This window comes from Planococcus notacanthi, from assembly GCF_030407825.1.
Classification (GTDB): Bacteria; Bacillota; Bacilli; order Bacillales_A; family Planococcaceae; genus Planococcus; species Planococcus notacanthi.
In genome coordinates this window covers 341,094-355,962 of sequence record NZ_JASDCQ010000001.1, presented here as the reverse complement: position 1 = coordinate 355,962, position 14,869 = coordinate 341,094, and the positions used below count along the sequence as shown (strand labels likewise).

General features: G+C 45.5%; 15 protein-coding genes and 1 tRNA gene. 6 read left to right on the top strand and 10 right to left on the bottom strand.

Going from position 1 to position 14,869, the window contains the following annotated elements:
• Positions 1 to 100: 100 nt before the first annotated feature.
• Positions 101 to 1,489: an aldehyde dehydrogenase gene (locus QMA01_RS01600; RefSeq protein WP_290214175.1), complete on the bottom strand. Its 1,389-nt coding sequence runs from the start codon at positions 1,487 to 1,489 to the stop codon at positions 101 to 103.
• A gap of 64 nt (positions 1,490 to 1,553) precedes the next feature.
• A complete protein-coding gene (locus QMA01_RS01595) occupies positions 1,554 to 2,477 on the bottom strand; it encodes a Gfo/Idh/MocA family protein (protein ID WP_191713898.1) in 924 nt (307 codons plus the stop codon).
• A 115-nt stretch (positions 2,478 to 2,592) separates the two neighbouring features.
• Here QMA01_RS01595 and QMA01_RS01590 point away from each other — a divergent pair, with 115 nt between their 5' ends.
• The 3 genes from QMA01_RS01590 (at position 2,593) to QMA01_RS01580 (ending at position 3,917) form a co-directional block, all read left to right on the top strand.
• Positions 2,593 to 2,736 (top strand): hypothetical protein, encoded by a 144-nt coding sequence (locus QMA01_RS01590; RefSeq protein ID WP_191713897.1) that lies wholly within the window; start codon positions 2,593 to 2,595, stop codon positions 2,734 to 2,736.
• Between the two features lie 192 nt (positions 2,737 to 2,928).
• A complete protein-coding gene (locus QMA01_RS01585) occupies positions 2,929 to 3,660 on the top strand; it encodes a thermonuclease family protein (RefSeq protein ID WP_191713896.1) in 732 nt (243 codons plus the stop codon).
• Positions 3,661 to 3,844: 184 nt separating this feature from the next.
• Positions 3,845 to 3,917: transfer RNA gene (locus tag QMA01_RS01580), tRNA-Val, on the top strand.
• Positions 3,918 to 4,198: 281 nt separating this feature from the next.
• On the opposite strand, the gene QMA01_RS01575 is transcribed toward QMA01_RS01580, so the two are convergent.
• From QMA01_RS01575 to QMA01_RS01550, 6 genes are all read right to left on the bottom strand, one after another.
• On the bottom strand, positions 4,199 to 4,561 hold the full coding sequence (locus QMA01_RS01575; RefSeq protein ID WP_191713895.1) for a YolD-like family protein: 363 nt from the start codon (positions 4,559 to 4,561) through the stop codon (positions 4,199 to 4,201).
• Positions 4,562 to 4,571: 10 nt separating this feature from the next.
• Positions 4,572 to 5,831: a Y-family DNA polymerase gene (locus tag QMA01_RS01570; protein WP_191713894.1), complete on the bottom strand. Its 1,260-nt coding sequence runs from the start codon at positions 5,829 to 5,831 to the stop codon at positions 4,572 to 4,574.
• A 481-nt stretch (positions 5,832 to 6,312) separates the two neighbouring features.
• A complete protein-coding gene (locus QMA01_RS01565; protein WP_191713893.1) occupies positions 6,313 to 8,346 on the bottom strand; it encodes a TRAP transporter permease in 2,034 nt (677 codons plus the stop codon).
• Positions 8,336 to 8,860 (bottom strand): DUF1850 domain-containing protein, encoded by a 525-nt coding sequence (locus tag QMA01_RS01560; RefSeq protein WP_191713892.1) that lies wholly within the window; start codon positions 8,858 to 8,860, stop codon positions 8,336 to 8,338. Before QMA01_RS01560 ends, QMA01_RS01565 begins: the two co-directional genes overlap by 11 nt.
• A 78-nt stretch (positions 8,861 to 8,938) precedes the next feature.
• The gene (locus QMA01_RS01555; RefSeq protein ID WP_191713891.1) at positions 8,939 to 9,922 is read right to left on the bottom strand and encodes a TAXI family TRAP transporter solute-binding subunit; all 984 of its coding nucleotides are present in this window, start codon (positions 9,920 to 9,922) and stop codon (positions 8,939 to 8,941) included.
• Between the two features lie 128 nt (positions 9,923 to 10,050).
• Complete coding sequence (locus QMA01_RS01550) at positions 10,051 to 10,635, bottom strand: phosphatidylglycerophosphatase A family protein (RefSeq protein ID WP_191713890.1); 585 nt, start codon at positions 10,633 to 10,635, stop codon at positions 10,051 to 10,053.
• 105 nt (positions 10,636 to 10,740) lie between these two features.
• On the opposite strand from QMA01_RS01550, the gene QMA01_RS01545 reads away from it, so the two are divergent.
• The 3 genes from QMA01_RS01545 (at position 10,741) to QMA01_RS01535 (ending at position 12,486) form a co-directional block, all read left to right on the top strand.
• Positions 10,741 to 11,463 carry an alpha/beta hydrolase gene (locus tag QMA01_RS01545; protein ID WP_290214174.1) on the top strand — a complete coding sequence of 241 codons (723 nt, stop codon included), beginning with the start codon at positions 10,741 to 10,743 and terminating at the stop codon, positions 11,461 to 11,463.
• Positions 11,464 to 11,535: 72 nt separating this feature from the next.
• Positions 11,536 to 12,054 (top strand): YjcG family protein, encoded by a 519-nt coding sequence (locus QMA01_RS01540; RefSeq protein WP_203339320.1) that lies wholly within the window; start codon positions 11,536 to 11,538, stop codon positions 12,052 to 12,054.
• On the top strand, positions 12,055 to 12,486 hold the full coding sequence (locus QMA01_RS01535; protein WP_191713887.1) for a GNAT family N-acetyltransferase: 432 nt from the start codon (positions 12,055 to 12,057) through the stop codon (positions 12,484 to 12,486).
• A gap of 63 nt (positions 12,487 to 12,549) precedes the next feature.
• Here QMA01_RS01535 and fabI read toward each other — a convergent pair whose 3' ends face one another.
• Entirely contained in the window at positions 12,550 to 13,320 is a 771-nt protein-coding gene (fabI, locus tag QMA01_RS01530; RefSeq protein ID WP_191713886.1) for an enoyl-ACP reductase FabI, read from the bottom strand.
• Between the two features lie 79 nt (positions 13,321 to 13,399).
• Complete coding sequence (mgtE, locus tag QMA01_RS01525) at positions 13,400 to 14,770, bottom strand: magnesium transporter (RefSeq protein ID WP_191713885.1); 1,371 nt, start codon at positions 14,768 to 14,770, stop codon at positions 13,400 to 13,402.
• Between the last annotated feature and the right edge of the window lie 99 nt (positions 14,771 to 14,869).

Sequence of the window (14,869 nt, the reverse complement as noted above, 5' to 3'; positions counted from 1 at the left end):
GGAAAGGCTGAAGCGACTCGAGGGGCTGGCTGCTGGAGTCTGGACACTACGAAAAGCGCAACCAAGTAGACAAAAAAGAAATAAGCGACCCGAAGGCCGCTTATTTCAATACTGTTTTGATCCACTTCGCTTTGTTTTTATAAGGCGGGAAGACCAGGTTTGTTGATAATTTAGTTGATTTCTTTAGAATCGATTTGGCATGTGTAAAAGTTTCAAAACTGGATTTTCCGTGGTAGGAATTAACTCCCGATGTACCGATGCCGCCGAATGGCAAATACGAGCTGCCCACATGCGATACCGTATCGTTGATGCAGCCGCCGCCAAATGGCAATTGATCCAGGAAGAACCGGACAGCACGGTCGTTTTCAGAGAACAAGTACGCCGACAAAGGCTTCGGCAATTTACGGATTTGGCGCAACAGCAATGGAAGATCCGTATATGTGATGATCGGCAAAACCGGTCCGAAAATTTCATCTTCCATCGATGGGCTGTCCCAATTGACATTGTCCAAAAGAACCGGTTCGATATACAAATCATCACGGTCCATTTTGCCGCCGTAAATGACGTGATCAGCTTCCTTATTCACAATTTCCGCTAAGCGGTCAAAATGTTGGGTATTGACAATGCGCCCGTAATCTTTGCTTTGCTGCGCATCTTTTCCGTAAAACTTCTGTATCGTCTTCGTTAATTTTTTCAGGAATTCTTCTTTAACCGATTCATGCACACAAATGTAATCAGGCGCTACACAGGTCTGGCCGGTATTCATCAGTTTGCCCCAGGCAATCCGTTTGGCAGCCAGGTCCAAGTTCGCCGTCTGGTCTACAATTGCCGGGCTTTTGCCGCCAAGCTCCAAAGTTATAGGGGTCAAACGTTCCGATGCCGCTTTCATGATGACTTTCCCGACATTGACGCTGCCCGTGAAGAAAATATAATCGAATGAAGCATGGATCAACGCCGTCACTTCTTCACGTTCACCTTCAACCACACGAATGTAATAGGCAGGAAACGTTTCTTCAATAATGGTGCGGATGATTTTCGCCACATGAGGCGTTGCTTCAGATGGCTTGACCACTGCACAGTTTCCGCCGATAATAGCCCCGATCAATGGCTCCATCACCAATTGGAACGGATAGTTGAAAGGACCGATGATCAGGACAGAGCCGTATGGTTCACGGATGACAAAGCTTTTCGACGGCTGAAGATGAATCGGCGTCTTGACTTGTTCAGGCTTCATCCAGTCTTCCAAATTTTTCGCCATGCTGCCGATGCTGTCGAGCACAAAGCCTACTTCGGTTGCATAGGCTTCAAATTCACTTTTGCCCAGGTCTTTCTTCAAAGCTTCAATTACGTCGGTTTCATGGGATTGGATTACGCTTTTCAAGCGGTGCAATTGTTCAATCCGAAAGTCCGTTGATTTTGTGGCACCCGTATAGTAATAATCACGTTGTTCTTCAATCATCTGTTCTACGTCATTTGCTGTAAAATTCATTTTCCAACCTCCCTCAAGTGTTTTCATTATACCAATGGAGTTCTTGAATTCAAAAAATGAACACTTATTCAGTCAATAAATAATCGATATAGCGTTGGATGACCAGGCCTTCTTCAAAATTAACCAAAAGAGTCGATTGGCTATCCATTTCTGTGAAAAGTGATGGTACATTTTCAAATCCACTGATCAATCGCCGCTCTTGGCCTTTTTCTGATTCATAAAGATCCGACCAATTCTCCAATGTCAGAACTCCAGTTTCGCCGTATATTTTAAACTGCAAGTTCTCTTGTTGGCCGATGCCGCTGATTCCCGTCAACAAGAACGGAATTTGTTCTTGAGTCAAGCCATGCGCAATCAATCCCGTTTCGCATTTTTCTGCGTCTTCCGGATAGGTGATGTGATGGGAAGTAAACGACAACTCACCGAAAAGACGGTTCATCAATTGAAAATAATGGGGAAAGACTTCACGGACAAAGCCTCCTTGGCTTCTTGAAGCAATCCATGGATTTTGTTGCCACAACCTCGGCCAATCCGGGAAAAATGTCTGGAGCTCGATCCGTACCACTTTTCCAATCTGTCCGTTCTTGATGCGCTTGGCCATTTCGCGGATTTCCGGTTTATACATCAGCGGGAAATGCATGGCCGTCTGCACACGATTGTCTGCAACAGACTTGACCATTGCTTCGCCATCTTCCACGTCATGAGCCAACGGTTTTTCGCAGAGGATATTGATGCCCGCACTGGCTGCCAGTTCAGCGATTTCCGAATGAAAGGCGGGCGGTGTCGCAATATATACCCAATTGATATCTGAATGCAACACGTCCTCTACTGATTTTGCTGCAGGGATTCCATAGGCTTCGCTGATTTCTTCGAGGCGTTCTGCCTGCTGGTCATAGACCATTTTTATTTCCACTTGTTTTTCCTGCTGAAGCTGTTTGATGATGCGTTCACCAACAATTCCTGTTCCAATGATGCCAATTGAAATCATAAAAAATCTCCCCTTTTATGGCCTTTCGGCTTTTTTATGCTCTGTGTTTATCAGTGTAACCTTTAGGGGTATAGAATAGTCAAACAATACCATTACATCCTGAGGAGGAAACAACATGAATGAACAAACGAATTGGTGGGAGCCTATTTTCACAGGACAATTAGAAGTAGGCGTCAATAAAGAAAAGTTAGAAAGCGTTACGGAAGAATCCATTTTATACTATGAAGAAACTTCAAATCAGACGGAGTCAGCTTTTTAATTGCTGAAACTTACACACGACTTTTGCCGCTGCAATACATAGAAAACGCCTTGTTCAATTTACAATTGATCGAGGCGTTTTATTATGCAAATTTCCCGGACAGTTATAGCTGAACCCAAATCCGCAAACCGCTGTCGCATTGCCAGAAAGCCTAATTATCCATATAATAATGGAAACGAAAGCAGGGATCCTATGAAACTAAAACTTATGCTGCTGGCCTTATTCTTTCTTTCAGGATGCGGCATGCTGGAATCGACTGATACATCCGGCACAACCGACCGGATCGATGTGGAAGTGACGCAGGTCATTGATGGCGATACCATAAAAATCATTTATGAAGGCGAAGAAGTCACTGTCCGCTACTTGTTGATGGATACGCCGGAAACCAATCACCCGCGCTTGGGTGAACAGCCTCTTGGCAAAGAAGCGACAGAAGAAAACAAACGGCTGATCGAATCAGGCGATGTCTCGATCGAGTTTGACGTCGGCGACCGTTTTGACGATTATGACCGCTTGCTGGCTTATATCTACGTCGATGGCGAAAGTGTTCAGGAACAGATGCTGGAGTCTGGACTGGCCCGGGTTGCCTATGTCTTCCCTCCAAATACCCGTTACCTGGATGATTTTGAAAAAGCGGAGCAAATCGCCAAAGATGAGGAAGCAGGAATTTGGCAATACGAAAACTATTCCACCGACCGGGGCTTCAATTCAGAAGCATTTGGACAGGAATCTTCCGGAAATGCCCGTCCTTCCACTGAAGAGCCAATAGACGGTGATTGTGAAATCAAAGGAAATATCAACCGCAACGGCAATAAAATCTATCACATGCCGAGTGATTCTTCTTATGAACAAACCAATCCCGAAGAATGGTTCTGTACAGAACAAGAAGCGCAAGACGCCGGTTTCAGAGGGGTTGGACAGTAGGACAACAGTTCTTTATGGGGCCTTCTTCCGGCTGTGTCGTCGATGAAATGCAGCGTATTTTCGCATGCCCTGACAGTGCTCCGGGCGGGACGGATAAAGGGAAATACAGCGCTTATTTTTCTTTTCCAAAAACTATTGACTTTTTCCGTGGACAAGCTATACTTATATTTGTCCTGGAAATTGAGATTCCTTAGCTCAGCTGGGAGAGCGCTACCTTGACAGGGTAGAGGTCGCTGGTTCGAGCCCAGTAGGAATCATATAGTACGATGAAGAACCGCACAGCCATTTAGGCTGCGCGGTTTTTTTGTATCACAAAAAACGGGATGCATAAAGCTCCCGCACCAAATTTGAAATCCTATTCATCTTTATCTTCAACATCAAAACTGCATCAAAAACAGCAAGGCGATCCCCAGTAAGTTCATCCCGTAAAAATAAAAGCCATCTTGAAAACTTATGTGCTCTTCACCAAAAAAATACAAATTCATCCGTTTCATTTTATCATCCTTTTTTGTCACTTTTTTAGGCCATGCCTGCCGGTTTAATCCACCATCACAATCGACACGATTTCATCCACGGGCAGTCTGCGCTGCTTGAATGGATCCTCATAAATCAACATTCGAGTTTTCCCATCAATGCTTTTAATCGTCCCCCTGTGTGCCTCGATGGCACCATCTTTCCAGCAGCGGATGAGAACTTCGCATTGCCGCTTCAGCGCAATCTCCATCTCTTCCTGAATCAACTGCAAGTCGTCTCCGTTCAACTCGGGTTTTGGCACTTGTTCGTCTTTCTCGTACCATTCCCGGATCATTTCGACATGTTCCGGCAGCATCAAGGCTGTCCATTTAATGTTCCCGCGATCTTTAATATCGCCGACTGTCTTTAAATACTTATTGCGTTTCATCGGACCACCCCTATTCTTTGTTGTGTCCGCCGATCAATTTTGTCCGCGCTATGGCGGTGCCCGCCTGTGTGCCCGAGATGCCCCGATAGATAGCCGAATAGCCATACTTTTTCCGGATGGCATCCATGGCACTCCCCAAGCGCCTGTTTTCAAACTTCCTTTCATCGAACAGACTTAACTGCATCGACGACTCTTCTTCCAGATTGCTGATGGACAACGAAATCTGGCGAACCGGTTTATGTTGGAAATGCTCATGAAAAATCTCCTGGCAGACGCGATAAATTTTCAGCGTATCATTCGTTGCTTCGTCAATAGAGCGCGAACGGGAGAATCCGCCGCCGAATACGGACTTGCTGTAAACAACACTCAAGTGAATTGTCCGCCCCATGCGGTGAGCTTTACGCGTACGCATCGCAACATCTTCACACATTTCCAGAATAATCGTCATGATGTCTTTTTCTTCTATGTAATCGCGATATAAAATCTGTCCTTTTCCGTAACTGACCTGTCCCTCCACCAAAGGCGCACCTAAATCCGACAAGTCGATGCCATTGGCGTGTTGGTGGAGTTGATTGCCCATAATCCCAAAGCGCTCCTCCAAAAGAGAGACGTCTGTACAGGCCAAATCTCCAATACAGAAAATCCCCATGCTGTTTAAGGTTTTTTCCATCCGAGAGCCGATGCCCCACATTTTACTGAGAGGCGCCACTGGCCATAACTTTTTCGGCACATCGGCATATGTCCAATTGGCAAAACCCGTTTCTTTCGCCTCCAAATCGAGAGCCAACTTTGCCAGCAGCATATTTGGCCCTCCCCCCACCGAAGAAGGCAGTTTGAAACAGTCCAGCAATTCCTGTTGGATGCGGCGCATTGTCTGTTCAGGAGGCCCCCACAACTTCTCTGTCCCTGTCAGTTCAATAAAACTCTCGTCTACACTGTAAACATGAATCGATTCTTTTGGCACGTAGCTGCCCAACAGCTCAGTAATGGCCATCGATTTTTCCAAATAAAGCTTCATTTTAGGCTCAATCAGTAAAATATCCGGATGGTTCGGAATTTCAAAAAGCCGTGTGCCAGTTCTCACACTAAAACGCTTTTTCATCATAGGCGATGCCGCTAAAACCACACTTCCTTTCCGTTCCTGGTTTCCCACCACTGCAAGACAAACTTCCAACGGATCGAGTCCCAGTTCTACCGCCGAGACGCTGGCATAGAAACTGCACATATCAATACAAAAGATATGACGTTCTGGCAATTCAAGTGCTTTCATCACTCTCACCTCTCGAAAGGGAACGTATGTTCTTATTCTATACCACGATGATCGTAACGGCAATCCTTTTTAAAAAAATAAACTTCTGCCATGCGGTTCACTGGATCTGAACTGCATAGCAAAAGCGATATTCTAAAAAAATCCAACCGTTTCTATGCTTCAACTATAAAAAAGATTTAAAAAAATTGAATGCCCCGCCTTATGGATCATTCAATTTTCTAACAACTTTACATTTGCCGGTATGCGTATTATGATAAGTGCAGTAAAAGATTTGACATCCACCATTCTTATCAGCGCACCGGAAAACAGTTGGAAATTGCTGTTCCGGATTCGCAGGAATCAATGGGTGCCAAACCCACTGCAAGCTTTAGGAACAAAGTTTGCTTTGAAAAAGTCATCGCCTTCGGGTGATGGCTTTTTTCGTTTTTTAGCCAAAAGAAAACCGGCCAGGCATCAGCCCGACCGGTTTTTTCATAGTTTATTATGCTTCTACAGTTTTGGCAGGCTTTTTATCGCGCGCCAGCCACTGGATTCCAAATAGAATAACAAAGGCAATGGCACCAATCGTATCAGACAAGCCCTCCGGATAAATCAAAGCTAATCCGGTTGCAAATGCCAGGATGCGTTCAAGCCAGTTCAGCTTGCGGTACCAATAACCGATCAATCCTGCTCCGATGGCAATCATCCCTGTCAATGCTGTAATCAGTACCCAGATCAGCTCAGGCCAAGTGGTATCGATCATCAGCAGAGCGGGTGACAACACAAACATATACGGAATGATAAACGCGGCGGCCGCCAATTTGGCTGCAATAAAACCAGTCTTGATCGGTTCGCCACCTGAAATCCCTGAAGCTGCAAATGCTGCAAGCGCAACAGGCGGTGTAATATCGGCAATGATCCCAAAGTAGAACACGAATAGATGGGCAGATAAAGCGACCACCAGCGGTACTGCCGCTCCAACCGGCTCATCCATCATCAATAACGTGATAATGGCTGGTGCCGCTATCGTAGAGGTGATGACATAATTGGCAGTTGTCGGTGACCCCATTCCGAGAACAATCGCTGCCAGCATGGTGAAGAACAAGGTCAGCAGGATATTTCCACCTGAAGCTGAAACCAGACCATTTGCCAGACTCAGGCCAAGGCCGGTCTTCACAACGACACCGACGATGATTCCGGCGGCGGCTGTTGCCGCTGCAACAGCTAAAGCCGTTCGTGCCCCATCAACAAGCGCTAAAATGATATCTTTGAAGTTCAAGCGTGTTTCTTTATTAAAAGCACTGACGAAAATCGTCAACAGAATCCCGTAAAGTGCTGCCTGCATGGTTGGAATGCCGATCAACAAGAAAACGATGATGGCGATAATCGGCAGCAAGAGATAAATCTTTTTCAAAACTTCCTTGCGGTTTGGCATTTCTTCAGGCGAAAGGCCTTTCAGTCCAATCCGCTTGGCTTCAAAATGAGTCATGATCCAAACTCCTGTGAAATACAAAAGAGCCGGTATTGCAGCAGCTTTCGCAATTTCCCAGTAGGTAACTCCTCCGATAAACTCCACCATCAGGAAGGCTGCAGCACCCATGATCGGCGGCATCAATTGTCCGCCTGTCGAAGCTGCTGCCTCTACGCCTCCGGCAAATTCCTTCTTATATCCCAGTTTTTTCATCATCGGAATAGTATAGGAACCTGAAGTTACTACGTTGGCTACAGAACTCCCGGAAATGGTCCCCTGCAACGCACTGGAGAAGATGGCCACTTTCGCAGGCCCCCCAGTCAAATGACCGGCCAAGGATACAGCCAAATCATTGAAATACTGTCCGACTCCGGTCTTCACCAGGAACGACCCGAACAACAGGAACGTAAAGATAAAGGTGGCTGAAACGCTGATTGGCGTTCCCAGTATTCCATCTGTGGTATAGAACATGAGCTGGACGATTGAATCCAGATCCTGTCCTCTATGGCGCAGGAAGCTCGGGAAGTAAGGCCCGAAAAAGGCATAGGCCAAAAATAAACTGGCAATGACGGTAATCGGCATACCCACGGCTCGCCGAGTTGCTTCAAGCGTCAGCAGGATCGCTAAAATCCCGACAATCAAATCCAGTTCAGTGACCCGTCCGAGACGGAACACCAAATCGTCGTACATGATCGGCCAGTAGGCAGCTACGCCAATTGAAAGCAGCGCCAGAATATAATCATACCAGGCCACTTTATGCCGGATTCCTTTGCGTTTTCTGGCTGGGAATAATATGAAGATCAAAGATAATGCAAACCCTAAGTGGACAGACCGCTGAATATAAGCAGTATATTGGCCGAAAATAGCGGTATAAAGCTGGAATAAAGAAAAAGCTAATAACCCGAAAAAGACCACATGCTTAATGATTCCGCTTAAATCCCGCGTATTGGATTCAGGATCGTATTTCTGTAGAATTTCCTTCTGTTTTTCTTCCGAGATGTAAGATTCATCTTCCGGCGGAAGCTTTTGCTGTTCGCGTTCTTCTGGAGACAATTTATCGCTCATCAATTCTCACTCCTTGTCTTAGTTGAAAAAGGGATAAGCGTTCTACCCTAAAAGTATACGACTTCCCTCTTTCAAGCGTTTTTTTCAAATCCATCTTCTGTCCTTTTGTACTGAATGATAAACCGGCATCCACATCTCCGACGAACAGCCGAAATTCGGGCAGTTCCCTTGTCATATTCTTGATAAAGTATTTACCGTCCTTTTCGACAAAGGTCTCGCCTTCTCCTGCATTTGAGGGCATGCCGATATTAAAATCTTCATATTCAAGCTCTATCATCATTAAAGCGTTATCCTCGATCACTTTATAACTTTCAATGACTTCTGACAAATGGATCGAATGGGTATAGATCAATTGGAAAAACCGGCTTTTGACCGGCACATAAGCCGTTATTTTTTCAGTCTCGTTATCGATAAACACATAATTCTTCTGGAATGGGGTGAATGCGATTAAGGAGCTGATTAAGATGAGGGCAATCATTAACGGAAGAAACTTCTGTATCCGGGGGAACTGCATCGTCCATTCTCCTCCATCTTGAAAACAAAGAACTGACGGCAGAGCTTTCGCTTTACCGTCAGTTGTTCGCTCATTCAATTACTTTACTTCGTCGAAATACTTCTGTGCTCCAGGGTGGATATCGATTCCGATTCCATCAAGAGCCGTTTCAGCTTTGATCAATTCCGCTTTAGCGTGCTGGATTTGATCTGTGTTTTCATAGATCGCTTTAGTGATGTCGTACACCAAGTCTTCTGAAAGTTCGTTCTGTACCACTAACATAGCCAATACAGAAACAGTCGGAACTTCTTCAGCCAATCCGTAGGTGCCGGATGGTACAACATCATTTGCATAGTAAGGATATTTTTCGATCAATGCATCCGCTTTATCCTGTTCGACAGGTACAATCACTACGTCTGAAGTTGCGCTAAGGCTTTCAACAGCGCCTGTCGGTGTCCCGGCAGTGATGAATGCCGCATCAATTTGTCCTGACTGCAGGCTTTCTTGTGATTCCCCAAAATCAAGATTTTGAGCATCGATGTCTTCCATCGTCATGCCATGGATTTCCAGTAATTGTTCAGCATTAATATAAGTCCCAGATCCAGGGGCACCTACAGAGATTTTCTTCCCAGCCAAGTCATCAAAAGAAGCAATTCCTGAATTTGAAGTTGTGACCAATTGGATGGTTTCCGGGTAAAGCGCACCGATAGCGGAAACGGTATCAATCTTTTCCCCTTCGAACATGTTCGATCCTTCAGCTGCGTAGAAGGCTGTATCCGTTTGAACAAACGCAATCTGCGCCGCTCCATCAGCAAGTGCAGTCATGTTTGCAGCGGAAGCCTGGGAAACTTCAGCAGTGGTGTCCAAGCCCGTTTCATTTTCAACGATCGTAGCCATCGCGCCGCCAAGCGGATAGTATGTTCCTGTTGTTCCGCCCGTCAAGATGCTGAGGAATTCGGGATCAGAAGCCCCGCCACCGCCTTCTCCTTCGGGTTCTGTTGCTGCGTCATCTCCACAGCCTGCCAAAAATACAGATCCTGCAAGAGTTACTGCAGCAAATAAACCAAATTTCTTCTTCAACATAAAGTGACCTCCCCTTTGCTCAATTCGTATTTTGTGTTTCCTTTTCATAATAGCATGTCTTTCTTACTACTTTCAATGCATTTCAGGAAATACAACCGCTTACATAGAGAACATTTAGAAAACTCGAATCAAGTTTCAGCACCTTCTACATGAGTTTCAGGAGTTGTTTCTCCCGGCGCCAGATCTTCAAAAGTCCGCCCCTGTTCTTCAAGGTCACGCGTCCGGTGGGCAATCCGTGCCGATGCACATGCCGCAACACTAGCTACCAGGTCATCCAGGAATGTGTGGACTTGGCCGCCGTATTTCGTATCAAGCTTATGGATAATTCCAGTTTTATTTTTGTCCAAATGGCCGAATGTGGTTACAGCGATGCTTCCATAAGTCAATACTGCACCTAAACCGATCATTTCATCGACCCCGAAAAGCCCTTCGTCTGCTCCTACGATCTGCTGGAGTGGACGGGATAACTTCCCTTGTTCTGCCAATTCATCCAACTCAATTCCCACAAGCAGGGCGTGCTGCATTTCACGTTTGCGCAAAACACTTTCAACGGATTCCATGCAATGTTCAATTGTCAGTCCTTCATTGAAAGGCAATTGCATATCCAAAACGATTTTAGCTATGTCTTCATTGGTGACGCCTCTTCGCTCCAACGCCTCGTGCGTCGCTTTCGTCACTTCGTCCGAATGTACTCGAAATCTTCCGCCATCCATAATCAAAAACCCCTTCCTTCTATAGTCTTGGTGTTCTTTTCCCATTATACCTTGTCCATCCAGTATGGTACAATTTTCTTACAAACCACTAGAGGAGGCATATAAATGACTACTGGAAAGGTAGAAGATTTATCCATTTACAGCAAGGAACTTCAAGAAGACATGCAATTGCTTGTCTACCTTCCTTCCAATTTTTCACCCTTGTACAAATACACACTGGTCATCGCTTCAGATGGCAAGGATTATTTTCAATTAGGGCGGATTCCGCGTGTCGTAGATGAGTTATTGGCGAATCAGGAAATCGAAAATATCATCGTGGTCGGCGTGCCTTATAAGAGCGTGCCCGACCGCAATAAAAAATACGAACCGACCGGTGAACAGCATGGTGCATACGTGCGCTTTTTAGCACATGAGCTGGTGCCTTTCCTGGATGAAAAATACCCGACCTATCAGGTCGGCATGGGCCGTGCATTGATTGGGGATTCGCTGGCTGCAACAGTATCGCTAATGGCAGCTTTGAAATACCCGAATATATTCGGCCGCGTCATTCTGCAGTCACCAAAAGTCGGCGAAGACATGCTAAAAGCAGTCGAAGCCTTTAATTCAGCGAATTCTTTCACCGTTTACCACGTCATCGGAAAAGAAGAAACAGCAGTCAAACTGAGCAATGGCGGAACAGAAGATTTTGTTGAACCTAACCGGAAATTAAATAATTTAATGAAAAATAAAGGGTTTTCGATCTTTTATGAAGAATTTGATGGAGACCATACTTGGAAGCATTGGCAGCCAGATTTGCGGCGTGCATTGATTCAGAACTTCGGTATGTAGAAGCTGATGAGGCGTCAGGACTAACTGGTGGCATTCAGAGAAATGGTCATTACAGACAAGGAGGTCATTAGGATGAAATATGGAGTAGCAGCTTTTCCTTCAAAAAAATTGCAGGATATCGCAAACTCATACAGAAAACGCTATGATCCGCATTATGAACTGATCACCCCTCACATGACATTAAAAGATCCATTTGAGGCGGACGCATCAAAAATAAAAGACGTTGCGGCAGAAATGCAGAACATCGCAAAACGCCATAAACCGTTTAAATTGCACGCGACGCGTGTCAGCACGTTTTCTCCGGTCACCAATACTTTGTATTTCAAAGTGGAACCGAATGCTGATATCTCAGCGTTGCATGAAGACTTACATTCCGATTTCTTTGGCGGTATGCCGAAGCATTCTTTCGTGCCGCATGTTACGATTGGACAGAAATTGTCTGATACCGAACATGCCGATGTTTTCGCCCAATTGAAGATGGCAGGCATCGACCACGAAGAAATTATTGACCGCATTCATTTACTTTATCAATTGGAAGATGGTTCATGGACGGTCTACGAGACATTCCGATTAACTGGAGATGATCAATAAGTGCTGAAAGTAAAAATAACCGAAAACCAATTGGAAAAAGAACAAGCCTTTGATATCCGCAGAAAAGTTTTTGTGGAAGAGCAGAAAGTTCCGGTTCATCTTGAAATGGATGAATACGATGACAGTGCCATTCATTTTGTCGGCTATCAGCTTGAACAGCCGATTGCTGCCGGACGGATGCGGGAAGTAGAAGCTGGCCTCGGCAAAGTCGAACGGGTATGCGTGCTCCCCGAGTACCGTGGACAGCATATCGGTGTCATGATGATGAACGAGATGGAAGAGTATGCACGGACAAACGGGATTTTCAGACTTAAATTGAATGCCCAGACCCACGCTATCTCCTTTTATGAAAATATCGGCTATGAAGTGACATCAGAAGAATTCATGGATGCGGGAATCCCTCACAAATCGATGGAAAAAGTCGTTAACTGATGGTTTTGCAGACATGAAAAAACAGGACGACCGCTAATCTGGTCGCCCTGTTTTTTGTGTTCTTTAAAGGATATGGTATCCGCTGTCTACATGGATGGTTTCCCCTGTAATCCCGCGAGACATGTCGCTGAAGAGGAATGCTGCTGTATCGCCCACTTCTTCCGGTGTAGTGTTGCGGCGCAATGGCGCTTTTTCTTCGATTTCATGCAAAATCGAATTGAAATCACTGACTCCTTTAGAAGAAAGTGTACGAATCGGACCTGAAGAAATCGCATTGACACGAATGCCATGACGCCCCAGATCTGCTGCTAAATAACGCACCGACATTTCAAGAGAAGCTTTTGCAACGCCCATGACATTGTAATTCGGCATAACGCGCTCGCCGCCGATGTATGTCAAAGCTACAATGCTTCCGCCTTCAGCCATCAATGGCTTGGCGTTTTTGGCAATATTGGTCAATGAGTATGCACTGATGTTTTGTGCCAGCAAGAATCCGTCTCTTGACGTATCCGAAAAATCTCCCGCCAGTTCCTCGTTCTTCGCGAAAGCGATGCAATGCGCAAGACCGTGGATGGTGCCCACCTGTTCCTTAATGGCCGTAAAGCATTCTGCTACAGCTTCGTCATTTGTCACGTCACATGGCAAAATCAGTTCGTGGTTGCCATCCAACGTAGCCACCAAATCACGCACAGATTTTTCAAAGCGCTCACCTGCATAAGTGAAAATCAGGTTAGCTCCCGATTGATCCAACGAACGTGCGATTCCCCAAGCGATGCTCCGCTTGTTGGCTACTCCCATAATGACAAAAGTCTTTCCTTCTAATGATATTGACATGTCCATTCCTCCTGCATCTGTTATTATTACCTGGTACTAATAATACATCACAAAAAAGAAAAGTGCAATTCGCACTTTTCTAGAGGCTGCCTAGGAACGTTGTCGCTAAACCTAAATAAATCAAAATGGAAATGATGTCATTTAAAGTAGTGATAAAGGGTCCTGAAGCGACAGCCGGATCAATCTTCATCCGGTGAATCAATAATGGAATGAACGAACCCGCAAGAGTCGCCACAAAAATAGAGCTGGAAACAGCGGTTCCGACCAATACACCGATCAGCAATTCACCTTTCCAGAAGTACACTAAGCCTACCACTACGATGCCACAGACCACGCCTGTAATCAGACCTGTGCCGGCTTCCCGGAACAACAGCTTGATCTTGCTTTCTTCTTCGATGTCTCCTGTCGCAATCCCACGGACTGCTACGGCCAAAGCTTGAGTTCCGCTGTTCCCTGCCATTCCCGCAATAAGCGGAATAAAGACAGCAAGCAACGCTACCTGATCCAATGTCGCTTCGAACATACCCATGAGGTTAGCCGTCAGCATTCCAAGGAACGTCAATAAAATCAACCAAGGCAGCCGTTTTTTAGCCGCGGTAAAGGATCCTTTGTCAAACGTGTCCATATCCGAGACAGCGGCCAGTTTGGAGTAGTCATCTGATGCTTCTTCTTCCAGCACGTCAATGATGTCATCGACGGTGATGATGCCGAGCAGATGGTGCTGATAATCGACAACCGGCATGGCCAGGAAATCATAATCTTTGATCATCCGTGCCACTTCTTCCTGGTCTTCGCTGACAGAGACACTGACGACCCGGTCATTCATGATGGAGCTGATCAGAGTATCTTCTTCCGCCAGAATCAAATCACGCAACGTCACGATGCCTGAAAGCTTTTGATCATCATCTACCACAAACACATAATAGATGGTTTCCGCATTCGGAGCGGCATTGCGAAGAATGTTCATCGCGGAACGGACAGTGGAGTTTTTCGGGATAGCCACAAACTCCGTCGTCATAATGGAACCTGCAGTATATTCCTCATAATGCAGCAAGTCTTTAATTTGCTGCGCCGAGTCTTTGTCCATAATCGTCAAGTAACTGGCGACTTGTTCTTTATTCAATTCGTTTAAGACATCGACCGCGTCATCCGTGTACATATAGGACAAGAGATCAGCGGCATAACTAGCATCCATCTCGCGGAACAAATCTTCGTAATCATCATCGTCCACTTCGATTGCTTCAAAGAGATCTGCCATCTCTTTAGGAGAGAGATACTGATACAGCACTTGCCTAGTGGCGGAATCCGCCTTTTCATAAAAACTTGCCTGGTCGTATGGATGGTGCGATAAAAACTCATCACGGAATTCTTTAACATCTCCGCGGATAAGCAATTCATTGAACAATGCGTCGTTCATTTCCTCATCACGTATAACTTTTTCTTCCATCATGTATACTCCCTCCTTTCGAGGATTGTGTCTGCTTGCTATAGTAGTCTATACGCTTCACTATAGAACTGTATAGTAAATTTTTCATTAAAGAGGTGGTTT